General features: G+C 59.9%; 25 protein-coding genes. 10 read left to right on the top strand and 15 right to left on the bottom strand.

The genetic code is table 11. The features are described 5' to 3' along the window. Positions 1–46: 46 nt before the first annotated feature. Genes KVH01_RS12655 through KVH01_RS12680 form a run of 6 tightly spaced genes read right to left on the bottom strand, consistent with a single transcriptional unit; the run spans position 47 to position 7,873 of the window. On the bottom strand, positions 47–607 hold the full coding sequence (locus KVH01_RS12655; RefSeq protein WP_217881684.1) for a hypothetical protein: 561 nt from the start codon (positions 605–607) through the stop codon (positions 47–49). Further along, a complete protein-coding gene (locus tag KVH01_RS12660) occupies positions 604–1,398 on the bottom strand; it encodes a hypothetical protein (RefSeq protein WP_043047632.1) in 795 nt (264 codons plus the stop codon). The genes KVH01_RS12655 and KVH01_RS12660 overlap by 4 nt, the downstream gene beginning before the upstream one ends. Then, positions 1,391–4,234 carry a hypothetical protein gene (locus KVH01_RS12665; RefSeq protein WP_217881685.1) on the bottom strand — a complete coding sequence of 948 codons (2,844 nt, stop codon included), beginning with the start codon at positions 4,232–4,234 and terminating at the stop codon, positions 1,391–1,393. Before KVH01_RS12665 ends, KVH01_RS12660 begins: the two co-directional genes overlap by 8 nt. Then, positions 4,231–5,016, bottom strand: coding sequence for a hypothetical protein (locus KVH01_RS12670; RefSeq protein ID WP_217881686.1), 786 nt, complete (start codon positions 5,014–5,016; stop codon positions 4,231–4,233). Before KVH01_RS12670 ends, KVH01_RS12665 begins: the two co-directional genes overlap by 4 nt. Next, entirely contained in the window at positions 5,013–6,404 is a 1,392-nt protein-coding gene (locus KVH01_RS12675) for an MBL fold metallo-hydrolase (protein WP_043047635.1), read from the bottom strand. The genes KVH01_RS12670 and KVH01_RS12675 overlap by 4 nt, the downstream gene beginning before the upstream one ends. Further along, complete coding sequence (locus tag KVH01_RS12680) at positions 6,401–7,873, bottom strand: MBL fold metallo-hydrolase (protein WP_217881687.1); 1,473 nt, start codon at positions 7,871–7,873, stop codon at positions 6,401–6,403. Before KVH01_RS12680 ends, KVH01_RS12675 begins: the two co-directional genes overlap by 4 nt. Between KVH01_RS12680 and KVH01_RS12685 the strand changes: the two genes are divergently transcribed. Next, on the top strand, positions 7,850–8,140 hold the full coding sequence (locus KVH01_RS12685) for a hypothetical protein (protein ID WP_217881688.1): 291 nt from the start codon (positions 7,850–7,852) through the stop codon (positions 8,138–8,140). The two genes, KVH01_RS12680 and KVH01_RS12685, sit on opposite strands and share 24 nt — an antisense overlap. 356 nt (positions 8,141–8,496) lie before the next feature. Here KVH01_RS12685 and KVH01_RS12690 read toward each other — a convergent pair whose 3' ends face one another. From KVH01_RS12690 to aroC, 4 genes are all read right to left on the bottom strand, one after another. Beyond that, a complete protein-coding gene (locus KVH01_RS12690) occupies positions 8,497–8,766 on the bottom strand; it encodes a response regulator transcription factor (RefSeq protein WP_217881689.1) in 270 nt (89 codons plus the stop codon). A 211-nt stretch (positions 8,767–8,977) separates the two neighbouring features. Continuing rightward, positions 8,978–9,508 carry a 1,2-dihydroxy-3-keto-5-methylthiopentene dioxygenase gene (locus KVH01_RS12695; RefSeq protein WP_217881690.1) on the bottom strand — a complete coding sequence of 177 codons (531 nt, stop codon included), beginning with the start codon at positions 9,506–9,508 and terminating at the stop codon, positions 8,978–8,980. Further along, complete coding sequence (locus KVH01_RS12700) at positions 9,505–10,668, bottom strand: MFS transporter (protein WP_217881691.1); 1,164 nt, start codon at positions 10,666–10,668, stop codon at positions 9,505–9,507. Before KVH01_RS12700 ends, KVH01_RS12695 begins: the two co-directional genes overlap by 4 nt. A 58-nt stretch (positions 10,669–10,726) precedes the next feature. Next, positions 10,727–11,818: a chorismate synthase gene (gene aroC, locus KVH01_RS12705; RefSeq protein ID WP_217881692.1), complete on the bottom strand. Its 1,092-nt coding sequence runs from the start codon at positions 11,816–11,818 to the stop codon at positions 10,727–10,729. Between the two features lie 143 nt (positions 11,819–11,961). Between aroC and KVH01_RS12710 the strand changes: the two genes are divergently transcribed. Together KVH01_RS12710 and KVH01_RS12715 are read left to right on the top strand one after the other, a co-directional pair. Further along, complete coding sequence (locus tag KVH01_RS12710; RefSeq protein ID WP_198720809.1) at positions 11,962–12,924, top strand: alpha/beta hydrolase; 963 nt, start codon at positions 11,962–11,964, stop codon at positions 12,922–12,924. A gap of 99 nt (positions 12,925–13,023) precedes the next feature. After that, on the top strand, positions 13,024–13,827 hold the full coding sequence (locus tag KVH01_RS12715) for a hypothetical protein (protein ID WP_043047642.1): 804 nt from the start codon (positions 13,024–13,026) through the stop codon (positions 13,825–13,827). 260 nt (positions 13,828–14,087) lie between these two features. Here KVH01_RS12715 and KVH01_RS12720 read toward each other — a convergent pair whose 3' ends face one another. Further along, positions 14,088–15,512: an IS1182 family transposase gene (locus KVH01_RS12720; RefSeq protein WP_217880603.1), complete on the bottom strand. Its 1,425-nt coding sequence runs from the start codon at positions 15,510–15,512 to the stop codon at positions 14,088–14,090. A 316-nt stretch (positions 15,513–15,828) separates the two neighbouring features. Here KVH01_RS12720 and KVH01_RS29855 point away from each other — a divergent pair, with 316 nt between their 5' ends. Continuing rightward, positions 15,829–16,200, top strand: coding sequence for a hypothetical protein (locus KVH01_RS29855; protein ID WP_225924170.1), 372 nt, complete (start codon positions 15,829–15,831; stop codon positions 16,198–16,200). Positions 16,201–16,505: 305 nt separating this feature from the next. Here the strand turns inward: KVH01_RS29855 and prmB are convergent, their stop codons facing one another. Next, positions 16,506–17,414 (bottom strand): 50S ribosomal protein L3 N(5)-glutamine methyltransferase, encoded by a 909-nt coding sequence (gene prmB, locus KVH01_RS12730; RefSeq protein WP_217881693.1) that lies wholly within the window; start codon positions 17,412–17,414, stop codon positions 16,506–16,508. A 241-nt stretch (positions 17,415–17,655) separates the two neighbouring features. On the opposite strand from prmB, the gene KVH01_RS12735 reads away from it, so the two are divergent. The 5 genes from KVH01_RS12735 to KVH01_RS12755 all read left to right on the top strand — a co-directional run bounded on the left by KVH01_RS12735 (position 17,656) and on the right by KVH01_RS12755 (position 20,431). Continuing rightward, a complete protein-coding gene (locus KVH01_RS12735) occupies positions 17,656–18,246 on the top strand; it encodes a cysteine hydrolase family protein (protein WP_043051836.1) in 591 nt (196 codons plus the stop codon). Between the two features lie 135 nt (positions 18,247–18,381). Beyond that, complete coding sequence (locus KVH01_RS12740; protein WP_043051835.1) at positions 18,382–18,702, top strand: hypothetical protein; 321 nt, start codon at positions 18,382–18,384, stop codon at positions 18,700–18,702. 75 nt (positions 18,703–18,777) lie between these two features. Then, positions 18,778–19,335, top strand: a complete 558-nt coding sequence (locus KVH01_RS12745) for a Smr/MutS family protein (RefSeq protein ID WP_217881694.1) — start codon at positions 18,778–18,780, stop codon at positions 19,333–19,335. 77 nt (positions 19,336–19,412) lie between these two features. Further along, positions 19,413–19,958, top strand: coding sequence for a GTP cyclohydrolase I FolE (folE, locus tag KVH01_RS12750; protein WP_043051833.1), 546 nt, complete (start codon positions 19,413–19,415; stop codon positions 19,956–19,958). A 101-nt stretch (positions 19,959–20,059) separates the two neighbouring features. Next, entirely contained in the window at positions 20,060–20,431 is a 372-nt protein-coding gene (locus KVH01_RS12755) for a glutathione S-transferase N-terminal domain-containing protein (protein WP_217881695.1), read from the top strand. 120 nt (positions 20,432–20,551) lie between these two features. On the opposite strand, the gene KVH01_RS12760 is transcribed toward KVH01_RS12755, so the two are convergent. The 3 genes from KVH01_RS12760 to KVH01_RS12770 are packed head-to-tail and all read right to left on the bottom strand — an operon-like array spanning position 20,552 to position 23,488. After that, entirely contained in the window at positions 20,552–20,872 is a 321-nt protein-coding gene (locus KVH01_RS12760) for an AtuA-related protein (RefSeq protein WP_217881696.1), read from the bottom strand. Continuing rightward, positions 20,869–22,194, bottom strand: coding sequence for an acyclic terpene utilization AtuA family protein (locus tag KVH01_RS12765; protein WP_217881697.1), 1,326 nt, complete (start codon positions 22,192–22,194; stop codon positions 20,869–20,871). The genes KVH01_RS12760 and KVH01_RS12765 overlap by 4 nt, the downstream gene beginning before the upstream one ends. A 1-nt stretch (position 22,195) precedes the next feature. Beyond that, positions 22,196–23,488: a CitMHS family transporter gene (locus KVH01_RS12770; RefSeq protein WP_217881698.1), complete on the bottom strand. Its 1,293-nt coding sequence runs from the start codon at positions 23,486–23,488 to the stop codon at positions 22,196–22,198. 111 nt (positions 23,489–23,599) lie between these two features. On the opposite strand from KVH01_RS12770, the gene KVH01_RS12775 reads away from it, so the two are divergent. Beyond that, positions 23,600–24,496, top strand: a complete 897-nt coding sequence (locus KVH01_RS12775) for a LysR family transcriptional regulator (RefSeq protein ID WP_217881699.1) — start codon at positions 23,600–23,602, stop codon at positions 24,494–24,496. The last annotated feature ends 2 nt before the right edge of the window (positions 24,497–24,498 follow it).

Below are 24,498 nucleotides of genomic sequence, written 5' to 3' on the forward strand. Positions count from 1 at the left end.
CTTCACTCAGGGTAAGTTCGGCCATCACGCCTACAGGTTGGTGGCGTCACCTCACCAGATTCAATTTGGGCCTGCCGGCGAATGCTTGCGCCGGCGTTACATTCGATTTCAGCAGCAGGGTCTGGAACCCACCCTTGCACGGAACCCTGGCGAGGATCGCGATACTCAGCTCTTCGAGGTACAGCGAAAAGCCTTGGAGCATCTTCAAAGGCAGACCGGCAAGTACGGCATAAGCAATTTCCAGCAGCAACTGATCGAGATAGATCACCAGGGTTCTTTCGCTGTGCTGGCGCAGAATCGCTTCCAGTTCGATGGCAAATGCATGGTAGAGAGTGTTGAGGCTCTGACTACCGTAGCGACCAGCATAGGAATCGAACAACCAATCCATCTTGCGGGCCCCATGGAACTGCTGCGGATCGTAGAACTCCTGCTCGAAGACCAAGGTCTGGATCCCCAGGCTGCCAGCCAGCGACAGGACCGTGGCATAGCAGGCCGAGCGGCCAGTAAGGACTAGCAGATCGCTATGTGCGTGCTGCAGCATCTGCAGGTAGTTTTGCAATAAAGCCCCGTCGATCTGGCGCGCACGGCGCATGAGAATCACGTTCATCTCGTCGAACTCCTGAGCCCAGCCTCGCAGGCCGTCAATGCCTCGATATGCCGCGTCCGGGTAGCGCCGACGATACAAGCGTCGACCTGCCGATGATGAAAGGCGTAGTGCAACGCAGGCGCCAGGGGAATATCGCCGCCCGCCAGGCAATGCACGGCGTAGAGGCGGGCTCGGGCCTTGATTTGGCGCAAGTAGCCGGCGTAGCTCGAGCATTGCATGTTCAGCAGATTGACCGGCGCCGCGGCGCCGGCGAACGATCGCTCTCTCAACACCTGCAGGAAGCCGGCGCTGGGGTGGAACCCCAGGAGAATTCGCGAGGCAATCGGAATGGCCGACTCCATCTGTTGCAGGATCGCTTCGAGCAACGCGTATTGCTGTTGCGCGAGCAGAATGTCCAGCCAGTCGCCCCCCAGGGTCACCAGGCCGGGCTGGCAGTAGCGGATAATATCGAGGTCTTCGGCTATCTGTTGCGCATCGGCGGCGAAGGTATAGCCAGAGGCGGTGTAGTAGTAAGCTGGGTTGGTCTGGACCTGAAGGATACTGACGCCCTGCCCCGTTGCCTGCTCGGTCACCCGCAGCAAAAACCGCGAATGATAGATATGCCGCGTTCGTGCGCCACCAGCCAAGGCATTGCTGACGGCCTTGGCTGTGGGCCAGTCGCCGCTGGCCATGCCCAGGCCGGATCTGGCCAGGACCCTGCGCGCGATCTCCTCGACCTGTTGCGCCGAGTAAGGACTTCCGTAACGTTTAAGAAACCCACGGTCGCCCAAGTACAGAATCGGCTCATCCATGAGTCTTTCCTCGCTCCGGGTAATCAACTACCAGCTCGCCGAGCTCTATGTCATGTTCCAGTCGGCAACGATGATCCACCAGCACCAAGGTGTTGCCGCTACGCTCGACGTAACGGTGCAACGCTTGCACACGCTCGGCCAATTGCTCAGCGCACAACGCGATGAACGGCTCATCCAGTAAAAACAAATGGTGGCGGTCCTCCGGTAACGCGCTCAGCCAGGTATCCAGCCAGTCGCTTGCCCCGGGCTCACCGCCGAGCAGCACCAGGGAATTGCTGTCCAGGTAATAGCAGGTTGATGTCATGGCCTCCACCATGCCCGCCTCTTCGATGATCACGTCGGTGATACCGGCCACGCCCTTGAGGTAATCGCTCTTGCCAGAACCGGAGTACCCCGATAGCGAATACAACCGGCCTCGTTCCAGGCTCAGGGCACGATAGGCACGTTGAGCAATAAAGGGCGCAATGCTCAGGCTCTGCTCGGCAATCGCCACGGCCACCGAGCTTTTGGGCCGGGCAAAATGCTGCAGGCGCTCCACCGACACCGACTGCGATTTGAAACCCGTGATGGCCAAAAATACATTGGCCAGATCGGAACGCACCAGCAGCAAAGCCGTGACCGCGAGCACAAAAGCCGAATCGCTGGTCCGGTAGAGGCTGCCCATCAGGACCACCAGGATAATCACTAGATCGCTGAGCAAAGTGCAACTGGCCGCCGTGACGGTGCGAGTGATAACACTGCGCATGCGGGTGGTGTAGAAATGCCTGAGCCCCTCGGCTATCGTCCCACGCTGAGTGAGGGCTAGCCAATCACCCAGGCGTTCGAAACCCACGCAACCAGCCCGGGAAATGGAAAACGTCACATGGGCCGAGCGCAGTAGAGAGTCGAATCCCTTAACGCTTTCCACCCGGGCCCGATATAGCTCGTTTATGGAAAGCCGGTACAGTACCGCCAGCAAGCCGCTGAACAGCAGCGCCACAGCGATGCCGAACAGGCCGAACCCCATCCACAAGGCCCCGCCATTGCACAACAACAGCGCGATAATCCAGGCAATGTCGTGGGCATACCAGGCGATGCGTTCGAATGTCGTGGTGACGTCGCGAGAAACCACCTGCAGCCCATCGGCCAAGCCGGTGATCCGGATGTCTCGCAGGCCATCGGTGAACAAGCGGGAAAAGCGGCTGCGCAACAGATTCTCGATAAACAGCCCGGCAGTGATTCCTGCCCCTACCCCGGCCACGGCATACAACAGAACCTGCCAAGGCGATAAACCTGCCTCTGGCAGCGTCAGGTTGGCCGCATAGCTCATCATCAGCGCCGGCACCAACAACATCAGCACACCCCAGCCACAATACTTGAACAGATCGCCGAGACTGAAGCGGTCCAGTGCCCGGTAGCCAACCGGCACCGTCGAGGCCGTCCGCTCACCAACGTCCGCGGGCGAGCCTTTGCGCTGCGCTATCGCGCTTGCTGCCGATGGGCTGAAGCTTACCCAGGACAGGCGCTCCAAGGCGCCCTTCACTGCCAGCGCGGCCGCAGCGTCCAACGTGCAGAGGTCGTGGTCGATACTTAGGATTCCGTCCTGGGCACGGGCCAGAAACACCCCGCGCAACAGTTGCAGGCGCAGGCGCTGCCCGGCGGAGAGATTGCTCCCGTCCAGCTCGATGGGCAACTGCAGGACCTGCTGTGGGTCCGGCCCCAGCTCGGGTACCAGCCGGAAAGCGCCCAGCAACGCGTGCAGGTCCTCGCGCTGGCTCTCCAGCGGGCCAGGAATCAGTTCGACCAGCTTCGCGGGCCAGACCGGCCAGTCGGCATCGAACTCGATCACGCTGCGGGCCTGATCGGCGGCGGGTCGCAGCACCGAATGCCCGGAGGAATTCTGATACAGGCCATTGAGTGCTTCCAGGGAGCGGCCGACAGCCTTGTAACTCACATAGGAACGGGGCAGCGCTAGCACCGCCGCCAGCAACGGAATGCTCAGCCAGAAAATCGCCCCGTCCCAGACCGGGGCCGATTCCGAGGAGCCCACCAGCCCCAGCAACACAAAGGGAATCAAGCGGCCGAAACCGATGATGTAGCTGTCGGCACCGCGCAACAGCGTATCCACGTTACGCAGGCAGCGTTCGCCCGCCAGTGTCCGCTCGATGCTCTGCAAGGCCGTCCGGTCAGCGAACTGCTTGAGCCACGGGCCTTCACGCAACCATGCCGAACACTGTTCGATACGCTGCGCCGCCATATCCATGATCCGCTGGTAGTTGCGGTCCGAGAGCCAGGACAGCAGATAGGAAAGCGGCAGGAACACACCAATCACCGCAACCGCCCAGAACCCTGCCGTGCCAAAGACCAGCAACGCCAGCAGGATTGAAAGCAGCAGGAAAACCGGAATAGCCAACAGGTTAACGCTAGCACCGACGCCATCGAGAATGAGGCTGAAATCCCGCGAAACCACCCGTTCCAGCACCGACACCTCTACCTGGGTCTGCATCTTGCGCGCCAGAAGGCGCTCGAACTCGCGGCATAACCTCAGGGAGATGTAGCGTTCCAGATTGAGCTCGCTCACCATCAGCAAAAAACCGCTGATGGCCAAGAACGCCAGGAGCGCGGTGTCTGTCAGTACGATATCGGCACTGCCTTGGGCCACCACCAAGGTGCTCAGCTTGTAGATGAACAACAGCGGCACGCTGTATTGCAACAACGACACCAATACATAAGCGCCGACCGCCCAGGGCGCAAGGTTGAAGGCCAAGCCGAAAAAGCCGTCGGCGAAAGCTCGCTCTTCGGAGCGAGCGAACGGCTGATAGCGCAGCACCGGCGTAAACCAGTATATCCAATTCACGACAGCGCCTCCTCGCAGTACACCCGACCAGGCTCCAGGGCCTGCACACGCAGCAGGCAGTCTTGGATTTTCTGCAGATCGTAATAGTGGGCGGGAATTTTCCGACATGCACAGTAACGGGCCACCCATTCCTCCAGACTCCACGAACTTGCCGGGCTCACCCCCAGGAAGCGGCTCAAGGACAAGATGTCGAACCACACGCTGCGCTGCAGGGAATGAGTCTCCAAGTCGAGGATGCGCACGCCGTCCACGGTAACGAGCAGATGCTCCGACTTGCAGTCACCGACGCTGATGCATTGCAGGTCGAACGGCGGCAAGCGGCAGCGGGACGACAGACAGGGATCGAGAAATTCAGGGGTACTGCGGTGCCCCATGACCCGCTGGATATTCGCAAGGGCCGTGGCATGCATCGCCGCGTAGGCCGCAATCACTTCAGGCAGGTCGGCCGGACCGGGCAAACGGCCCTGAAGAAACTCCAGCACTAGTACCTGGTGCGGCACATCCTGATAGCGCATGCCTGCGATCGGCCCCGAGCGGAACAGCAAGTAGCCGCTGGCCTCGGCGGTAAAGGCCGTCTCGTCGAAGTATCGTTTGATCACCACCTGCTCGCCCGAGACCATGCACACGCCGGAGCAGACCAGGGACTTCACCGACTGGCCGAGTACCCGCAGAACCTGATAACGCTCGGCCAACAACTCGGCAAGCACCTGGCGCTGCTGCTGTACCTGAGCTGCGCCGAGGAGTTCAAGATGCACATGCTCAAAGGCTCTTTGCCCGCTCATGACGGAGTTACCAGGGACAGCTCATAACTGCGCAAGGCACGTCCATAATCCACTTGCTCGTTGTAATACTCGAGCCAGAACGCCAGTGGGCTGTCATAGCGATCGCAGACATACCACTGCGATGCCGATAGGTTGAGCAGCTCCCATATCTGCAGCTCGCCGAGAACCAGCTTGCAGAAATCGCCATGGTCGACACGGATGCCGTAGGGATAACGCTTGATTGCCCTCTCGCATTCGTCCGGCACCTCGACGAACTCGACCCTGGACACATCCAGCAGCCACTGTTGACCGACGCCATCGTCCCGGGTCAATTGCAGCACCGCACGGCACGGGCCAACGGGGCGCCCCAGGTAGTTGCTCTGGGCCATCAGCACCTGGCCGTAACGGGTAATCAGCCAGGTCCTGGCCATTTCGTCGAGATGGGCCTTGATCCGCTGTGTATCGAGAGAGATCGTGTGACGTCGCCCTTTCGGCGGACAGGGCCCTACCTGTTCATCGGATGCGCAGATCCAGTCAACCGGTTCTCCAGGCCGAGCCGGTGCCACGTCGAAGCTTTCACCGGGTGTCAGTGAGTACACCGCCCGCAACAACGACAGTTCGCTGCAGATCTGCGCAAGTTCGAGGTTCGACCAGGGGTGATGCATCTTGCCAAAGGGGTCGCGATATCCATTGCCCGCGAGGAGCAGGGTCGGCACCTGGTTCAGTCGGCGCATCGGCTTATGTACGATTTCGTCCAGCAGACGCAAGCCGGACAGTCGGGTGTAGCGTTGGTCCGGCACCGGCAACAGGTTGTCCAAGCCGATCGGCCCTTGCGTCCCGCTGCACTGGAAATTATTGGTCATCACCATGACCTGGGGCCAGGCAACGGCTCCACTATTGACATCGGCAAAGTAGGCGTCGGCGATGCGGGTGTCGGACTGGATGAACACCGCCTCGCGGCCCTGATGCTCGACATGCAGCGACGCTACCCGACTGTCCCAAAACAGTACCTCGGTGCAGGGCATGTAGAAGCGCAGGCTCAGCGAGCCGATGACGAACTCGGCCTGAGTATCGACCCGCCGCACCTCGTAACCGCATGCGCGGACAATCGCCTCGGCCGCGCCGGGAAACAGTTCCGGGACATACACCACTTTGCGCTTGAGCAAATGTCCGTAGTCCGACGACAGACGGCGCAAGGAAGCCGGGTGAAAGTGCTGCAGGTGCTCGGTGGTCAAGACAATGCCATCCACCGCCGGCATACGCTGCAGATCGACGTCGCGCGCCGGGACTATCGCGAACTGTCGGTCAGCATCGGAACCGAAGCCACTGCCCAGCACCGGGTCGATCAACACATGGCTGTCGCCAGCCTGCAGCGACCAGCTTTCGTGGCCGATCATCGTCAGCTTCATGGGCACACCGTCAGGTTACGCATGCTGCGCCCGATGATTTTCGCCAATAGCTCAGGGCTACCGTTCTCGCCGTAGTAGCTGTAGAAGAACGGAATCAGGCCGTCGAAGATGCTGTTCTCAAACCAGGACTGGACCGAAACGCCCACGATGTCCCAGACCTGCAGGTCCCCCTCGACCATGCCGATGAAGTCCACCAAGGGCAGGCATACTCCAAAGGGGTACAGCGCCACCAGCGATTCGAGCTGGTTATGCGCCTCAGCCTCGAACTGGCCGCTGATCAGATTCAGCGCATAGCTGTCCTGACGCCCCAAGGCATGCGAGACAAAACTGAAAATGATTCTTTTCGGCCCGAGCTTGCTTCCCTTGTAGTGAGACATCGCCAGCACCTTGCGCCCGGTGATAAACAGCATCAGGCTTTTCGCCAGGCGCTGCAGCTCGGCTTGCGCGCGTCGCAGCAACTCTTCATACGCCTGGGCGTCCTGCACGTCCGGGCGTACCGATGCGACCACCTTGACGGTCTTGCGGGCATCGATGAACTGGTCCAGCTCCCCAATTAGCAAGTTGTGCTGCACCTTATCCACTTGGACCCAGTCGATAACCGCCTGCGGCCCGGGATCAGTGTCCAGGGTAAAGGCTTCGCCTGGCAGCAGGCCGACAATATTGGTGTCCAGGCTGAGCTGATTGGCCAAGCGACTCAATGTCGGCTGATCGGAAAACGGGAAAGCGGCGAAACCGCCCAGGCGCTTGATGAACCCGCCGCCGCAAAGGGCTATGTTCTCGGGTTGCACCGGAAAATCGTCCATATAGCTGGTCAGCACGGCGCTAAGCACACCAATCCCCAGCGGACCGACCTTACGGTTGCTGTCACTCGCGTTTTTGCCCCAGTTTTCCAGGGACTGAAAGGCTCCCGGAGGCGAGACCCTAGAGTTGTTCGAGACGATCACCAATTTGGGAGGTACCAGCCGTCCTTCGACGATATCGGCCTTGTACACTTCGGACACAAGGGCGTCCACGGCAATGAAGATGCCATTGCTACGCAGCTCGTCCTCCTCGATATGCACCTGGGTGACCCGACTTTCCCAGAAGGCGGTCTTCGGATCCGCCGGATAGAAGCGTAGGCTCAAGTCGCCGACCCGCATCGGCTCGGTATCGTTGACTTGCGTAAGGGTGAACCCGAGGTCACGGATGCATTGCTTGACCGGTTCAACAATGGTCGCCCCCACCACGAACCGGGCGGAACGTGGTAACAGATTCAGCGACTGGATATCGAAATGATCGGAATGTTCGTGACTGAGGAAAATCAGGTCTATATCGGATAGTGCGGCGGCATCGACAGTACGCGGCGGATAGATCTCGATCCGGTGCTCGTCGACCAGCCCGAAGTCTTCACATAACAGCGGGTCAATCAGGACTCTTGTACTTCCATGTTCCACTAGCCACGTTTGATGGCCGATAAAGATCGCCCTCATGTCCACCTCCCTGGTTTACAACTGAATATTCAGTACCCCAAAAGTGAAAAAGCAAGAAAGGGCTTTCTTGCTTTTTTCGGGGTCAGCTCAACGGTGGTACGCGCAGCTCGCGGCCTTGGTTTCGGAAACACGAGTCTTGGACTTCTTGATTGCGTCGCTCAAGACCTGCAACTCTTCCCTGCTGAAGAATACTTTTTCGACGTTTTGATGGTTGGGCGCGGTCGCATCTTGCTGGTTCTTCTGGTTCAGAACTTGCTCCTTGTCTAAGTATTTGCAGGTAGTCCAAAAAAGAGTAATGGCAACCTGCAAAAGCCGAGTCGCAGATATGCAGCGACATACAAACACTAGAACCCCGACAGGGTGCCCGCAATGCAAAATAGGCGGCAACAGCATCTTTGGGAAACGTCCGACAAGAAGGCGAGAACTTCGATCTGGTAGCGAAAGACGGTCTGCGTAACGAACATCCCTTGGGCATTGTTCGCATCCGCAAAGCAGAGATTATGCAAACGTGCGCGGACAGTAGCAGGAGGGCTTTTGCATCAATGGACGTCCTTGAGTTGAGCGAATTCAAACGTAAAAAAGGGCCGCGACACTTTCAGGCGTCGCGGCCCTTTTTTATGCCTTCAACACAAGCCCTGGCGGGAGGCTTCATTCATCGCCTGCACACGGTTGGTGACATCCAGCTTGCCGTAGATATTGCGCAGATGGAATTTCACTGTGGCTTCGGAGGTGGCGCGAATCTGGCTGATCTCCCAGACGGTCTTGCCCTCTGAGGCCCACCGCAGGATTTCCAGCTCCGTCGGCGTCAGGGGCTTGCCATATAAGCTCAGGCGTTTCCTGACAGCCGTGGGTACGATCACCAGCGGGGGATATGTCTGCTCTGGGCCATTCATTGCTCTCTCCTTTGATATCTGCTGATGCGCTGCCACCTTTCGGATTCCTCCTATTGACAGATGGCTTAAACATTGACGCGGAACAGAGAGTTACATAACGAATGGAGTGAAAACGTAAAGCACAGAATAAACAGCTTCGCCCTACAACTAATTAAGTTTCTTCCCACAGCAAACTCCAACTTGCCTGGGTTGAACATTTAATTTTTTATGCTTAGTCGTCCAATTTCGGGAAACGAGCGGCGATATCGTCGCCGGTGCATTGCGCGACTGCGCCTTGAGCGGTGTCGAACAAACGCAGCGTTACACAGTGCGGGTTCTCGCCCATATCGAACCAGTGGGGTAGACCTGCCGGGATGATCAGCAGGTCATGTTTCTCACAGCGCACGCCGTACACATAATCGTCTATATGGAGAGTGACCAGCCCCTGGCCGGCGACGAAGAAGCGTACGTGATCTTCACTGTAGGTTCGTTCGGCCAGGCCCTGGGTGCGCAACTCATCCTTCTGTGGATGGTCATTCTCTACGCGAATCACTTCCACGGCGGCGTAGCCGAGGGCATCGATCTGCGCGCGGTAAGCCTCGATCATTTCAGCCTCACTGGCGCCCTTCCCGACCGGGCTGGGCTGCCAGCGCTCAAAGCGCACACCGTGTTCGGCCAGGGTCGACTGGATATCATCGACATGGGTGAGCACCTTGTTCGGGGTATCTGCAGTGGCGATGGGGTAGACGGCTACATAACTCATGACATGGTTCCTTGGTTCGGCTCTTGCAATCGAAGGCCAATGATAATGGCGGCAGCCAGGGCCGCGGCGCTGGCGATACTGAACGTCAGGGTCGGCCCCAACAGGTTCCAGCTATAGCCGGAATACAGGGCACCAAGGGCGCCGCCCGTGCCGGCCAATGCCGCGTACAGCGCCTGGCCCTGGCCTTGCTGGCGGTCACCGAAACTGCGTTGCACAAAGGCAATTGCCGCCGCGTGAAAGCTGCCGAACGTGGCAGCATGCAGCAGCTGCGCCAGAAGCAGCACCCAGAAAAACTCGGCGAATGAACCCAGCAGCAGCCAGCGCAGCGCCGCCAGCAGAAAACTTGCCAATAGCACCCGACGCACGGAAAAACGCGCAAGGATGCGGCTCATGGCCAGGAACATCAGCACCTCCGCCACCACCCCCAGCGCCCACAACAGGCCGATCACACCACGGCTGTAGCCCAAGTGTTCCAGGTGCAGGGTGAGGAAGGTGTAGTACGGGCCATGGCTCATTTGCATCAGCGCCACGCAGGCATAAAACGCCAACACCCCGGGACTGCGTAGTTGCTTGAGGAAACCGTCTCCGGCCAGGCGCTTGCCGTGGCTGGTGGGCTGCGCGTTCGGCACCCATAGGCTGGCGCCAATGATGCCAGCCATGATCACCACGACCACCACCGGGTAGATGTCCAGGCTCAGCCAGTCGAACAGCCGGCCCATGATCACCACGGTGAGGATAAAACCAATGGAGCCCCACAGGCGGACCTGGCTGTAGCGCGAGGTCTGCTTATGCAAATGAGCCAGGGTGATGACTTCAAACTGCGGCAGCACCGCATGCCAGAAGAACGCGTGCAGGGCCATGACCATCGCCAGCCAGGCGTAGGTCTTGCTGACGAAGATCAGGCAGAAACTGACCAGGGTGCACACCGCGCCAAACCGCACGATGGCCAGGCGCCGGCCGGTGTAATCGCCGATCCAGCCCCACAGGTTCGGTGCCACGCATCGCATCAGCATGGGGATGGCCACCAGCTCGCCGATGCGTGCGCTGGAGAACCCCAGGTGATCGAAGTACAGCGCCAGGAACGGCGCCGTCGCCCCCAGCAGGGCGAAGTAGAACAGATAGAAGCTGGAGAGACGCCAGTACGGGAGTGGTGGGGTCATTTCAGGGGTGGCGGCTTCGCAGCCCAGCGCGAGCAGGCTCGCTCGTCGCCACGCACCGTCACAACTGGCCCAGTACCGGGGTACTCACGCGCACATCGGCATTTTGACCACGGTTGCGCAGCAGGTGGTCCATCAGCACGATGGCCATCATGGCCTCGGCAATTGGCGTGGCGCGGATACCGACGCACGGGTCGTGGCGGCCCTTGGTGATCATGTCCACCGGGTTGCCGTGTACATCGATCGAGCGACCCGCCGTGGTAATGCTCGAAGTCGCCTTGAGCGCCAGGTGCGCCACGATCGGCTGACCGGAGGAAATACCGCCGAGGATACCGCCCGCGTTATTGCTGAGGAAACCTTCAGGGGTCAGCTCATCGCGATGCTCGGTACCGCGTTGGGCTACGCAGGCAAAGCCGGCGCCGATTTCCACACCCTTCACCGCGTTGATGCTCATCAGTGCGTGGGCCAGCTCGGCGTCGAGGCGGTCGAAGATCGGCTCGCCCAGGCCCGGTTTAACCCCTTCGGCCACCACGGTGATCTTGGCGCCGACGGAGTCCTGGTCGCGGCGCAACTGGTCCATGTAGGCTTCCAGTTCCGGCACCTTGTCCGGGTCGGGGCAGAAGAAGGCGTTGTCTTGCACGCTGTCCCAGCTCTTGAACGGGATTTCAATCGGGCCCAGCTGGCTCATGTAGCCACGGATGACGATGCCCTGGGTGGCCAGGTATTTCTTGGCGATGGCGCCGGCAGCCACACGCATTGCAGTTTCCCGCGCCGAGCTGCGGCCACCGCCACGGTAGTCGCGCTCGCCGTATTTGTGATGGTAGGTGTAATCGGCGTGGGACGGGCGGAACAGGTCCTTGATCGCCGAGTAGTCCTTGGACTTCTGGTCGGTGTTGCGAATCAACAGGCCAATGGCGCAGCCGGTGGTGCGACCTTCGAAGACCCCGGAGAGGATTTCGACCTCGTCCGGTTCCTGGCGCTGGGTGGTGTGGCGGCTGGTACCGGGCTTGCGGCGGTTGAGGTCATGCTGCAGGTCGTCAAGGCTCAGCTCCAGGCCTGGCGGGCAGCCGTCGACAATGGCGACCAACGCCGGGCCATGGCTTTCGCCCGCGGTGGTGACGGTGAACAATTTGCCGAAGGTATTGCCGGACATGCAGGGCGCTCCGTGAAATCAGTTGAATCAAGTCAACCGTAATAACTTAAGACGGCCAGTATACGCAGGCTAACCGACTAGTTCATCCTCGAAACCTTACCGGTAGACGTTGGTCCAACCGGCACCTCTCTGATGATGGCGCGATGATGCTGCGAGTTTTACTGTTCACCCTCACCCTGTTGACCACTGTGGCCCAGGCCGCCTCCCCTGTCGTACTGCAACGCCCGATCAGCCTGGACACCGGCAGCGGCGAGCTATTTGGCTCGTTGCTGTTACCGCAGTCCGACAAACCGGTGCCGGTGGTGCTGATCATCGCCGGCTCCGGCCCCACCGACCGCAATGGCAACAGCGCCGACGGCGCCCGCAATGACAGCCTCAAGCGCCTGGCCTGGGTACTTGCCCGGCACAACATCGCCAGCGTGCGCTACGACAAGCGCGGCGTGGCCGCGAGCCTGGCGGCCACGCCGGATGAGCGCAACCTGACGCTCGACGCCTACGTGTCCGACGCCGTGGCCTGGGGCAAGTTGCTCAAGGCCGACCCGCGCATGGGCCCGTTGATCGTGCTGGGCCATAGCGAAGGCGCCCTGGTGGCGGCACTCGCCGCCCCGCAACTGGCGCCGGCGGGGGTCATTTCCTTGTCCGGCAGCGCCCGCCCGGTGGACCAGGTAATTCGCCAGCAACTGGCTGATCACTTACCCCCCGCCCTGCTACTGCGCAGTAATCAAATCCTCGACCACCTCAAGGCCGGCCAGGTGGACGCCGACGTGCCGCGTCCGCTGGAGGGCATTTTCCGGCCGAGCGTGCAGCCTTACCTGATCAGCCTGTTCCGCGCCGACCCGTCGGCCGCCTTCGCCAAGCTGAGCATGCCGGCGTTGATCATCCAGGGCACCAACGACATCCAGGTCGGAGTAGCAGATGCCCGGCAACTCAAAAAGGCCAAGCCCGACGCGCAGCTGACGGTGATCGAAGGCATGAACCACGTGATGCGCATCGTGCCCAACAACGTGAAGCAGCAACTGGCGTCCTACAACGACCCGAAACTGCCCCTCGCCGCTGAGCTGGGCCAGCGCATCGTCGGCTTTATCGACGGACTTCAACCCCGTTAAGCGACTATTGGCCTCCAGTCCTGGGAAAAACGGCCGATAAGCCCTGGGTCGACAGTAAAAAGACTGTCGGCTCGCCGGGCTTGGACAGGAACGCGCCGCATGACAACCACCGAAGCAACACCCGAATCGACTGCCGACACCCCGACTGGGCCCGAGGCCGTCGTGGCGCCGGCCCTGCCGTGGGCGGACGTCCACGCCGAACATTTCAAGATGCTGCGCCTGGCGCCCCTGGCCACCGACCGCGCCACCGGCGCCCGGCCGTTACGCTTCGTGCAGTTCGGCTATGCCGAGCGCCATGACAAACATCACAGCTTGCTGCGTATGGTCATTCAGTTGCCAGGCCAACGGGTGCGTCGCGAGCAGAATCATTTGGATATCTGGGTCGATCACGATAAACACCGCGTGCACTTTGGCCCAGGCAACAGCCTCGAAATCGAACCCGCCAACCGTGGTCTAGGCCGCTTCCTCGTCGCCCAGGCAGCGGCATGGGCAAAGAAGAAATGGTCACACTACCGCGTCGATGGCGTCGACCTGGCCAACAAGGACGCCCTCAACGAAGCCACGCGCCTGCGTCGCGATCACTTCCTGCGTATCCAGGGCTTTGATGTGGCCTACGCCGATGTGCAGCACCTCAAAGGCAATGTGCAGCCAGGCAAGGTCGGCGACGTTCTGGATAGCTGGAACACCGAGAAGGTGCAGTTCGTGGAGATCCTGGAAGCGGCGCAGATGCTGCAACAGGCCGAGCAGAACCTGATGGAACAGGAAGTGAAGCTGCGCAAGGAAGAGGAAAAAGTCACCAAGTTCAAGCGTGAAGACAGCGGGCTGCGCTTTACCATTACCTGCCTGGTGGCGTTTACGGTGTTTCAGGCGGGGTTGTTGATCTGGATTGCCACGCACCGGTAGCAGACTGGAATGCAATTACAAATGTGGGAGTCCCCACCACATCTTCGATGTGACACTGTCGCGCAGCAAACTTGGGAGCTTGCTCCCGTGGCGGCCTGACAGCCGACCGGGATGTTGGATCAGACCGAGTACATATCCGTTATTTAGGTTACGGCCACTATTGCAGACTGTGTGAAAACGCAGTCTGCCGCTGTTTAAAAGCCAATGCCCCGACTTGTCGGGGCATTGGCTTTTCTGAAATCTGAAAAATAATGGGCCTCTCAGCCCATCAACGCCATCAGCTTTTGTGCTCCGAGCACCTTGATCGCCCTTTTCAGGTTGTAGGCTTGTACCGCCAGTGCCATTTCGGCTCTGGCGCCTTTCAGCTGTCGTAGCAAGAACCGGCCATTGCCAAATAGCCATTGCTTGAGATTGCCGAAGGGGTGTTCGACGATAGATCGTCGGCTAGCCATCATCTCGGGATGGGCCCGCATTCGCTGCTCCATCCGTTCAAAAGCGGCTTCATGAGCATGGCGCGTGAGGTGGCGGCGGCTCGTTTTGGTACAGCGGCTTTTTAACGGACAAACGCCACAATCGGCGATAGTCGCCTGATAAATCCGATTGCTTTTGTTCATCTGCTTAAGTGTTAGCCATTTACCGCCAGGGCATTGATAAGCGTCGCGTTGTTCCTCGTACTTGAAGTCCGTGCGATCAAAAAACTCAGTACCGTCACCTTGATTGTTGACCGAGCGATTAGGCGGTACGAAGGCCATGATGCCGACATCTTCACAGGCTTGAAACTGTTCGCCATTGGAGTAGCCGGCATCGGCCGTGACGCTTAATTGCGATTGATTCAGCTCGGTTTTAGCAGCTTTTGCCATTGGCTCAAGCTGCTGCCGATCAGAGCCATCCTGAGTTACCTCGTGGTGCAGAATCAGACAATGTTCAGCGTCCACGGCGCTTTGGATGTTGTACGCCACGAACTTGCCAGAAGGCGTGCGCATTTTTTGCGCATCGGACTCGCCCACAATGTGTTGAACCAGACCTTGAGCTTCCATGAGCAGTTGGCAGGTCTGGTTATTGGCCTTTTTTACCTGCAACTCCCGAAGCGTCGCCTGCACCGCCGAGCGGTCAATGGATTCCCCTTCCTCGCCACGATCCGCCTCATCGAGCTGCGCCAAATAGCGTTCAATGCGCTTCTCGAGCGCCGCTTCCTGGTGTTTGAGCTTTTTCGGCGTCATGTGCTTTCGATTCGAAGCCACCGCCTGAAACTTGCTGCCATCGATGGCCACCAGCTCGCCAGCAATCAGGCCAGCGTGTCGGCAAAACTGAACAAAGGCGCGGCAGGTGGCGCTGAACGCCGCACTGTTGTCGCGGCGAAAATCAGCGATGGTTTTGAAGTCAGGGGCCAGTCGGCCCAACAGCCACATGACTTCAACGTTGCGCTGACACTCGGCCTCGAGTCGTCGCGACGAGCGAATACGCTGGAAATAGCCGTACAGATAGAGTTTGAGCAGATCGGCAGGATCGTACGAAGGGCGTCCCGTGGCCTTGGGTCTGGCTTTGTCGAAACCCAACTGCTCAAGGTCCAGCAGGGAAATGTAGGCCTCGATCACCCGAACCAGATGGTCATCGGGGATAAGTTCGTCCAACGAAAGTGGAAACAGAGCGCTCTGGGAGCGGTCTTCACCTTGGATATAGCGCATAAGCAAAATGCCCGTATCTTGCGATACGGGCATTTTCTTTAACCGGCCGGCAGATTGCTAGGTTTTCACACAGTCTGTATTGGTTCCGCTTTTACAGCGGGTCACTTTTGAACAGCCGGAATGCCGGCCCAGGCAAAAGTAAGCAAAAGGCTCTTGCCCCACCACTCGGCACCTCGCCCAGGCTCGGTGTGCCCCAAATCAATGTCGAATTCCGGCCAGCGTGGTTTAACGGGGCGCCTAAGATCAAAAACACAGCGAGGCGGCCTTATAGCCGACCTGATCGTTGAAGCTTGCGCGTACCCCTGTGGGAGCGGGCTTGCCCGCGAAGGTGGTTAACGATGACGCGGGAAACCAGAAAGAACTCGGCGTTCTCAGGTTTTTCGCGAGCAAGCTCGCTCCTACAGAAAAGCAGAAGCACCGCCAGCGTATCTGCGACGCGCAGCGAGTCGCTCTTGATCTTGATCTCAGGCGCCCCGTTAAACCACGCTGGCCGAACGCAGGCTTGAAGCCGTGGCTAACCCGGCAGGACGCCGGGTTAGCCGTCCTGGGCCAAGGATGGCCCATGACGGCGGCCCACGGCTTCAAGCCGGAGAGAGGGCACACCGAGCCTGGGCGAGGTGCCGAGTGGTGGGGCAAGAGCCTTTTGCTTACTTTTGCCTGGGCCGGCATTCCGGCTGTTCAAAAGTGAGCCGCTGTAAGAGCGGAACCTATAGTAGCCGTTACCTAAGCAACGGATATGTACTCGCCCCAACAACCCAACAACCCGGTCACATCGTCGACGTGGCGCCGTCGCGCAGCAACCTGGGCCGCCTCCAAAATATCCGGCGTTGAGACTAAATTTTAACTCTTTAAAATCAGTAGCTTACTTGAAGTTTGATAAGAGGAGGCTTGCCCCCGATAGCGGTGTGTCAGTTAGCAATGCATCTACTGACACTCCCCCATCGGGAGCAAGCCCCCTCCCACATTGGCCCAGTCTCTTCAGTTAAACCTGGGTTAAACCCTGGCAGCAAAAATGGCCTGATGTTGGCGGCACTGCTCAGCCGTCAACATGAACACCCCATGCCCGCCGCGCTGGAAATCCAGCCAGGCGAAATCCACTTCCGGGTACAGCGCCTCAACATGCACCTGGCTGTTGCCCACTTCGACAATCAGCAACCCCTTCTCGGTCAGGTGATTGGCCGCTTCGGCCAGCATCCGGCGCACCAGGTTCAGGCCGTCGTCACCGCAGGCCAGGCCCAGTTCCGGCTCGTGCTGGTACTCATCGGGCATGTCGGCGAAATCCTCGGCATCCACGTAGGGCGGGTTGGACACAATCAGGTCGAAACGCTGGCCAGGCAGGCCGTCGAAACCATCACCTTGCACGGTGTAAACGCGCTCGTCGACGCCGTGGCGCTCGATATTCTGATTCGCCACCTCCAGCGCTTCGAAAGACAAATCACCCAGCACCACTTCGGCGTCCTGGAACTCATAGGCACAGGCAATGCCAATGCAACCGGAACCGGTGCACAGGTCGAGGATGCGTGCAGGTGGCTGTGCCAGCCAGGGTTCAAAGCGGTTTTCGATCAACTCGCCAATCGGTGAGCGCGGGATCAACACGCGTTCATCGACGATAAACGACAGGCCGCAGAACCAGGCTTCTTTCAACAGGTAGGCGGTAGGCACACGCTCATGGATACGCCGATGCAACAAGCGCTGCACATGGGAGATTTCCTCTTCTTCCAAGTTGCAATCCAGGTAGCTGTCGGCAATTTCCCATGGCAGGTGCAAGGCGCCGAGCACCAATTGCCGGGCTTCGTCCCAGGCGTTGTCGGTACCATGGCCGAAAAACAGGTCTTCCCCATGGAAACGGCTGACAGCCCAACGGATGTGGTCGCGCAAGGTGCGCAGGCGGGAAGTGATCACGGGGGCAGACTCCTGGAAAAAACGACTGGCGATTCTAACAGCCTTCACCTGTACCGACGATGTACGAAAACCCCGGCCCCGTACGTCGGATTTCATCCAATTGGCCCGCTTTGTGTTAAACAGGCCCCCCTCTTGACATGGCTGCACGCCAGCAACGGCGTACCTTACGATGGTAGCGATTCACAGAAGCGCTCAGCCAGTGGACAATGTCGCAAAAGCCCCACTCACAGGAGCCCCCAGAATGTCCGTTCCAAAGACGATGTTTCAACTCAGCGGTCGCGGTTACGCAGCAGCCAACCTCAATCATGCGACCCTCGTGATCATCGACGCCCAGAAGGAATACCTCAGCGGCCCCCTCGCCCTTTCGGGCATGGACGCGGCTGTCGAGCATATCAAGCAACTGTCGGCGGCGGCACGTAACGCCGGGCGCCCGATCGTGCACGTGCGCCACCTGGGCACCGTCGGGGGCCTGTTCGACCCCCAGGGCGAGCGTGGCGAGTTCATTCCGGGCCTGGAGCCTGAGGGTGACGAAACCATCATCGGCAAGCTGCTGCCCAGCGCCTTCCACGGCACCGGCCTGGAAAAACACCTGCAGGACCTTGGCTCTCTGGATCTGATCGTCTGCGGCTTCATGAGCCACTCCAGTGTCAGTACCACCGTGCGGGCGGCCAAGAACCTGGGCTTTCGCTGCACCCTGGTGGAAGACGCCTGTGCCACCCGCGACCTGCCTTACAAGGGCGGCATCCTGAGTGCCGAACACGTACAGCAGACCGAAATGGCGATCATGGCCGACAACTTCGCCACCCTCGCCTTGACCAAAGATCTGATCTGATCACTCCACAATGAGCGGCGTATTGACTGCGCCGCTCATCCGCAAAGCCCTCTCATTTGGCGCATTTACCTCGGGTACAGGAACAACCTGTGTATCTTCCGGTCGAAGGGCCGATACCCTGGAGGAAAGGTCGGAATGAAGATATCCGATGGTTTTGATGCTCGTCGCTTGCGCCCCAAGGGCCCGAGCAATTGGCGTCTGCGCCTGGTTGCGGGCATTGCCGCGTTGCTGGCGCTGGTTGGTTTATTGTTGGCAGGCGCTGGTGGCGCCGGCCTGTTTGGGCATTCACCGGCACTGGGCGAACTGAATGCCAGCCCGGGCGGCTCGGCGATCCTGTTAGTGATTGGCCTGCTCGTAATATGGCTGGGTGTATGGCTGTGGCGCCGCAGCCGTCGGCGGATGCGCCAGCCGTTGTCGTTGAATATCGCCTCGCACCTGATGAAAAAGCACGACTGATGGCGCTTGGATAGTATTTGCTGCGCCCTGGCCGCCGCGATTTAGGTAAACTGCCCGCCCTTCGCGGAGGCTGACATGCAAGACGACGACTTTTCCCTGTTCAAAAACGAGCTGCGCGGCGTCAAGCCGATCAAGCACGACCGCGCCGACACCGGCAAACCCAAGTCTGACCGGGCGCAGATCGCCAAGCTGCGCCAGGCCGCGACCGTGCGCACCGATGCCACTACGGTAGATGGCCTGTCGGACCAGTTCGTGATTGACGTCGGCCCCGAAGATGAGCTGATGTGGGCCCGCGACGGCGTGCAGGAAAGCCAGATACGCAAGCTCAAGACCGGCCAGATCCCGTTTGAAGGCAGTCTCGATTTGCACGGCATGAACGTGGAAAAAGCCCGGGAAACCCTGTGGGCTTTCCTCGCCGAAGCCACCCGGTTCGAAATCCGTTGCGTGCGCGTTACCCACGGCAAGGCTGTACGGCTGGACGGCAAGCGACCGATGATCAAGAGTCATATCAACACCTGGCTGCGCCAGCATGCCCAGGTGCTCGGCTTTACCTCCTGCCAGCCCCGCCATGGTGGTGCCGGCGCGGTGTATGTGATGCTCAAGCGCACCATGCTGGAGGGGCGCGACGAGTAACAAGACCGTCGTCAGGCTTGCAGCGATGTGTCCGTCACCGTAACCTTGCGCTTTGCGAAAATCCCACAGGTAGTTTCATGTCCCTGGAACAGAATTACACAGAGATTCTCGGCCAACTCGGCGAGGACGTCTCCCGCGAGGGTCTGCTCGACACGCCAAAGCGTGCCGCCAAGGCGATGCAGTACCTCTGCCGCGGTTATGCACAGACGCTTGAAGAAGTCACCAACGGTGCCTTGTTCAGCTCCGACAACAGCGAAATGGTGCTGGTCAAGGACATCGAGCTGTACTCGTTGTGCGAGCACCACCTGCTGCCGTTTATCGGCAAGGCCCACGTTGCCTATATCCCGAGCGGCAAAGTGCTGGGCCTGTCGAAGGTCGCACGGATTGTCGACATGTATGCGCGTCGCCTGCAGATCCAGGAAAACCTCAGCCGCCAGATCGCCGATGCCGTACTGGAAGTGACCGGCGCCCTCGGCGTGGCCGTAGTGATCGAGGCCAAGCACATGTGCATGATGATGCGCGGTGTGGAGAAACAGAATTCGTCGATGATCACCTCGGTGATGCTCGGTGAATTCCGCGACAACGCAGCTACCCGCAGTGAATTCCTCAGCCTGATCAAGTAACGGGCGAGTAGTAAAAAAACCGGCGTTCATCGCCGGTTTTTTTTCGCCTGCAGAAATCAGGTAAGCTGCGACCCCTCAGTTATGGGCAAGAGGTAACAGCCATGTTCGTCAAAGCACTTCGAGTGGGCCTCGGCCAAATCATCATCGCCGGCGATTTCCTGACCCGCCCACGCAAAAAACAACGCCCCGCCGAACAACAGGCGCAAGTGGACGAAGCGGCCAAGAGCCTGACGCTGTATCAGTTCCACGCCTGCCCGTTTTGCGTCAAGACCCGCCGTACCCTGCATCGCCTCAACGTGCCGGTTGCCCTCAAAGACGCGAAGAACAACGAGCAGGACCGCCAGACTCTGCTGGAGCAAGGTGGCAAAATCAAGGTGCCGTGCCTGCGCATCGAAGAAAACGGCCAGACCACCTGGATGTACGACTCCAAGGTGATCATCGAGTACCTGGACAAGCGCTTCGCTGCGATCTGAAGCACACTGCGGTCAATGTAGGAGCGGGTTTGCTCGCGAAAAACTCTCAGGCACCGCGTTTACTCAGGAAGCACGCGTTATCGTTGACGTTTTTCGCGAGCAAGCTCGCTCCTACAGAAATCAGGTCGGTGTTATCAGGTCCAGATCCAGCAGTGCCGAGCCCAGGCACTTACCGTGGGCGTCCAGGGCCAGTGAGCGTGTCACGCCGCCGCGCAGGATTCCCGGCAGAACGAAGTTCAGCCCCTGCACGCTCGGCAGCTCATAACGCCGTACCGGCGGCGCATCAAGTTCACGTAAACCGGCAAAGAACTCGGCCACGCGCTCAGCAGTCAACTGTTCACACAGCAACGGATAATCCTCGGCGCGATAAGCAATGATGGAAATGTTCGACGTGTCGCCCTTATCCCCGGTGCGGGAATGGGCCAGCATGTGCAGTTTCATACTTCAATCCTCACCTTGACCGACTCTCGGGGCAGCAATAACGAGGCTACCGCCACCACCTGGCGCACGTTCTTGCTCGCGCCTCCACCACCGCTAGGGCCGTTGGTGTAGAGGGTTTCCACTTCATTGCCGACGCGCACGGCTTCACTGCGTTCCTCACAACGGGCCGCCACCCGCAGACGTACTTCCCAGGGTTCAACACTGCTGCGCTGGCCGTGCAGCGCGTCTATGCCGATCAACTCGGCGCGCACCTCCTGCATCTTCACGCCCATCAATTCCAGACGTTTGAGTACAACGTCTCGTGCCAGCTGCGCCCGTGCGACAGCCCCCGGACCGCCGTAGGACATCTGTCCCTCACCGATCCAGCCATCCAGATAACCGACGCTGACCTTCAATTGTTCAGGCCGCGCACGGCCATCAGCGCCCTGGATACGCACTCGGTCCACGTTCTCCTCGACAAACCCAACCTGGGAAAAATCGGCGGTCACATCCGGGGTCAAATAAGCGGCAGGGTCATGCACTTCGTAGATCAACTGCTCGGCGCATGTGGCCCGGCTGATCCGCCCCCCGGAGCCTGTGACTTTGGTGATCAAGGCGTGGCCATCCGCATCGACTTCAGCCAGCGGAAAACCCAGGCACGCCAGGTCATCCACATCCTTGAAACCCGGGTCGGCAAAATAACCGCCACTGACCTGCCCGGCACATTCGAGCAAATGCCCAACCAAAGTGCCGCGACCCAGACGCTGCCAATCATCAGCGGCCCAGCCAAACTCAAACATCTGCGGCGCCAGGAACAACGAAGGGTCGGCCACACGCCCGGTGATCACCACATCAGCGTCGACGCGCAGCGCCTCAAGAATGCCGTCCACCCCCAGGTAGGCATTCGCGGAAATCAGGCGCTCGCCGAGGGAAGCAACGGTCTGGCCGTTATCCAGCAACTGCTCGCCAGGCAAGGCGTGCAGTACATCATCGCCCACCACGGCCACCACCTTGAGGCCAAGGCCGAGTTCGGCGGCAATACGCCGTACTTCAATGGCAGCCGCCAGCGGGTTGGCCGCGCCCATATTGGTGATCACGCGCAAGCGGCGACGCCCTGCAAGCCGTCCGACAAAGGGCAAGACCCGGTGCATGCGCTCACCCAGCAGCGGGTCGTAACCGCCCTGCGGGTCGCTGATACGCACCTGCTGCGCCAGGGCAATGGTGCGTTCGGCCAGGCATTCGAACACCAGGTAATCCAGGTCGCCCTGTTCGGCCAGTTCCACAGCCGGTTCTATGCGATCGCCGGAATAGCCGGCGCCGGAACCGATACGCAATGTATTCATCTCAAATCACTCCCAGGAGCAATGCCGTCAGGGTCATCAACACCGACGCGGCAAACAGGAAAGGAATGGTGAAGCGCTGGTGATCGGCCAGCTCGATCTTGCACAGGCCCACCAGCAGGAAGGTTGCGGGGGTCAGCGGGCTGACCGGGAAACCAGTGGTGTGCACGCCCAGCAACGAGGCCTGGGCCACTTGCAGGGGGTCGACGCCCAAGGCTTTGCCGACTTCGGCGATCACCGGCATCACACCGAAATAATAGGAATCGGGATCAAACAACATGCTCAAGGGCATGGATAAAAAGCCCACCACTGCCGGGATCAACTTGCCGTGACCCGCCGGAATCTGCGCCACCGCCACTTCGGCGATGGCCTTGAGCATGCCGGTGCCTTGCATGATGCCGGTGAACACCCCGGCGGCGAGCAGGATACTGGCCATCGTCAGCGCGGTTTTCGCATGGGCGTCGATGCGTGCACGCTGGGCGTCGACGTTGGGGTAATTGATACACAGCGCGATCACGGTGCCGAGCATGAACATCACCACCGGGTCGACCCAACCGGCGATCATCACCACCATCACCAGTACGGTCAGGAGCAGGTTGACCCAAAACAGCCGTGGGCGGCGCAGCTTGATATCGTCATCGCTGAGTACCCGCTGCGGCACTGCATCTACCGTGGAGCCGGCGCCCAGGCCGAGGCGCTTTTCTTCACGATGGCCCAGCCACCAGGCACAGGCGAAGACAAAGATCAGCCCGACGATCTGCACCGGGATCAACGGCTGGAACAGGTCAGCGACAGGCACATGCAGGGCCGCCGATGAGCGCAATACCGGCCCGGTCCAGGGCAGGAAGTTGACCCCCGCCGCCATTGCGCAAACGCAGGCGAGAATGCGCTTGTCGATGCCCAGCCGCGTATACAACGGCAGCATCGCCGGCACCGTCACTAGAAAGGTCACCGCACCAGAGCCGTCCAAGTGCACCAGCAACGCCAAGGTCGCGGTACCGACCACAATCCTTGTGGGACGCGTCTCTACCGTGCGCAGGATGCGATCAATGATGGGGTCAAGCATGCCGGCGTCGGTCATGATCCCGAAAAACAGGATTGCGAAGACAAACATGCCGACCACGGGGGCGACGTTCTTGATCCCGGTAATGATGAAGGCACTGGTCTGCAGGCCGAACCCACCGAGCAGCGCGGCGATGATCGGCAAGGCGATCAGGGCCACCAGCGGTGAGAGGCGCTTGCTCATGACGGCAGCGAGCAGGCAGAGGATGGTGATGACACCCAGGGTTGCGAGCATGGGTTACTCCAGGACGGCCTGGTTGGCCGGTTATTGTTTTCCCTGGAGTATTGGAAGCGGGTTAGTCTTTGTAAATTGGAATATTCGGCCTAGCACGTTCGGAAAAACAGAATGAAAAACTCGATCCAGCACATTCAGGCTTTCCTCGCCGTTGCCCGCACCGGCAGTTTTACCAAGGCCGCGAATGAGCTGCATCTGTCGCCGTCGGCCCTGACCGTGCAGGTGCAACAACTGGAAGACTGGCTCGGCGTCGCCCTGCTCGACCGCAGCCCGCGCCACGTGAGTATTACCGCTGCCGGCCAGGAGGCGCGCGGGCCCATGGAGAAACTGCTGCTGGACCTGGACAACATCGTCACCGGCTCCCGCGACCTGGCCGCCCTGCGCCGGGGCGTGGTGACCATCGCCGCCCTGCCTTCGGTATGCGCCGGCGCCCTGCCCCCGGCCTTGCGCCTGTTTCGCCAGCGCTTTGCCGGCATTGAGGTGCGCCTGCATGACTTGGTGGCCCATCGCATTCATGCCCAGGTGCGCAACGGCGAGGTGGATTTCGGCATTGGGGTACGCGCGCGCTTGAGTCATGGCTTGGAATTTCTGCCGGTGCTGAATGACCGCTTGTGTGCGTTTGTGCCGCTGGACCATCGGCTGACGCGCTATCGCTCACTGACCCTGGAGCAACTGGCAGAGCAGCCGATCATCCTTACCGGACGCGACAGCAGCGTGCGCGAACAGGTGGACGCCCTGTTTGACGAGACCCGATTGACGCTGAACGCGGGCATGGAGGCCAACTACATGTCGACGGTATTGGCATTGGTGCGCCAGGGGCTGGGAATCAGCGTGCTGCCGGAGTCAGCGGCAGACAGCCTGGAAGGGCTGAAGCGGATCGACATCAAGCACCCCGGGGTAAATCGAGAGATTGGCTTGATCAGTCGCAGTGGGATGACGTTGAGCCCGGCAGCACAACGCTGCTTTGAGCTGCTCAATGAAGAATTATCCGATACGCCGCTGCGCTGAAT

The organism is Pseudomonas khavaziana (assembly GCF_019145205.1).
Taxonomy (GTDB): Bacteria; Pseudomonadota; Gammaproteobacteria; order Pseudomonadales; family Pseudomonadaceae; genus Aquipseudomonas; species Aquipseudomonas khavaziana.

Excerpts from the sequence above, each read along its gene's own strand:
- KVH01_RS12765 (WP_217881697.1), bottom strand. The coding sequence starts at position 22,194 with ATGAATACATTGCGTATCGGTTCCGGCGCCGGCTATTCCGGCGATCGC.
- KVH01_RS12760 (WP_217881696.1), bottom strand. The coding sequence starts at position 20,872 with ATGAAACTGCACATGCTGGCCCATTCCCGCACCGGGGATAAGGGCGAC.
- KVH01_RS12755 (WP_217881695.1), top strand. The coding sequence starts at position 20,060 with ATGTTCGTCAAAGCACTTCGAGTGGGCCTCGGCCAAATCATCATCGCC.
- KVH01_RS12680 (WP_217881687.1), bottom strand. The coding sequence starts at position 7,873 with ATGAGGGCGATCTTTATCGGCCATCAAACGTGGCTAGTGGAACATGGA.
- KVH01_RS12720 (WP_217880603.1), bottom strand. The coding sequence starts at position 15,512 with ATGCGCTATATCCAAGGTGAAGACCGCTCCCAGAGCGCTCTGTTTCCA.
- KVH01_RS12745 (WP_217881694.1), top strand. The coding sequence starts at position 18,778 with ATGCAAGACGACGACTTTTCCCTGTTCAAAAACGAGCTGCGCGGCGTC.
- KVH01_RS12670 (WP_217881686.1), bottom strand. The coding sequence starts at position 5,016 with ATGAGCGGGCAAAGAGCCTTTGAGCATGTGCATCTTGAACTCCTCGGC.
- KVH01_RS12695 (WP_217881690.1), bottom strand. The coding sequence starts at position 9,508 with ATGAGTTATGTAGCCGTCTACCCCATCGCCACTGCAGATACCCCGAAC.
- KVH01_RS12710 (WP_198720809.1), top strand. The coding sequence starts at position 11,962 with ATGATGCTGCGAGTTTTACTGTTCACCCTCACCCTGTTGACCACTGTG.
- aroC (WP_217881692.1), bottom strand. The coding sequence starts at position 11,818 with ATGTCCGGCAATACCTTCGGCAAATTGTTCACCGTCACCACCGCGGGC.
- KVH01_RS12715 (WP_043047642.1), top strand. The coding sequence starts at position 13,024 with ATGACAACCACCGAAGCAACACCCGAATCGACTGCCGACACCCCGACT.
- KVH01_RS12675 (WP_043047635.1), bottom strand. The coding sequence starts at position 6,404 with ATGAAGCTGACGATGATCGGCCACGAAAGCTGGTCGCTGCAGGCTGGC.
- KVH01_RS12660 (WP_043047632.1), bottom strand. The coding sequence starts at position 1,398 with ATGGATGAGCCGATTCTGTACTTGGGCGACCGTGGGTTTCTTAAACGT.
- KVH01_RS12655 (WP_217881684.1), bottom strand. The coding sequence starts at position 607 with ATGAACGTGATTCTCATGCGCCGTGCGCGCCAGATCGACGGGGCTTTA.
- KVH01_RS12770 (WP_217881698.1), bottom strand. The coding sequence starts at position 23,488 with ATGCTCGCAACCCTGGGTGTCATCACCATCCTCTGCCTGCTCGCTGCC.
- KVH01_RS12690 (WP_217881689.1), bottom strand. The coding sequence starts at position 8,766 with ATGAATGGCCCAGAGCAGACATATCCCCCGCTGGTGATCGTACCCACG.
- KVH01_RS12735 (WP_043051836.1), top strand. The coding sequence starts at position 17,656 with ATGTCCGTTCCAAAGACGATGTTTCAACTCAGCGGTCGCGGTTACGCA.
- KVH01_RS12700 (WP_217881691.1), bottom strand. The coding sequence starts at position 10,668 with ATGACCCCACCACTCCCGTACTGGCGTCTCTCCAGCTTCTATCTGTTC.
- KVH01_RS12685 (WP_217881688.1), top strand. The coding sequence starts at position 7,850 with ATGGCCGATAAAGATCGCCCTCATGTCCACCTCCCTGGTTTACAACTG.
- KVH01_RS12740 (WP_043051835.1), top strand. The coding sequence starts at position 18,382 with ATGAAGATATCCGATGGTTTTGATGCTCGTCGCTTGCGCCCCAAGGGC.
- KVH01_RS12775 (WP_217881699.1), top strand. The coding sequence starts at position 23,600 with ATGAAAAACTCGATCCAGCACATTCAGGCTTTCCTCGCCGTTGCCCGC.
- folE (WP_043051833.1), top strand. The coding sequence starts at position 19,413 with ATGTCCCTGGAACAGAATTACACAGAGATTCTCGGCCAACTCGGCGAG.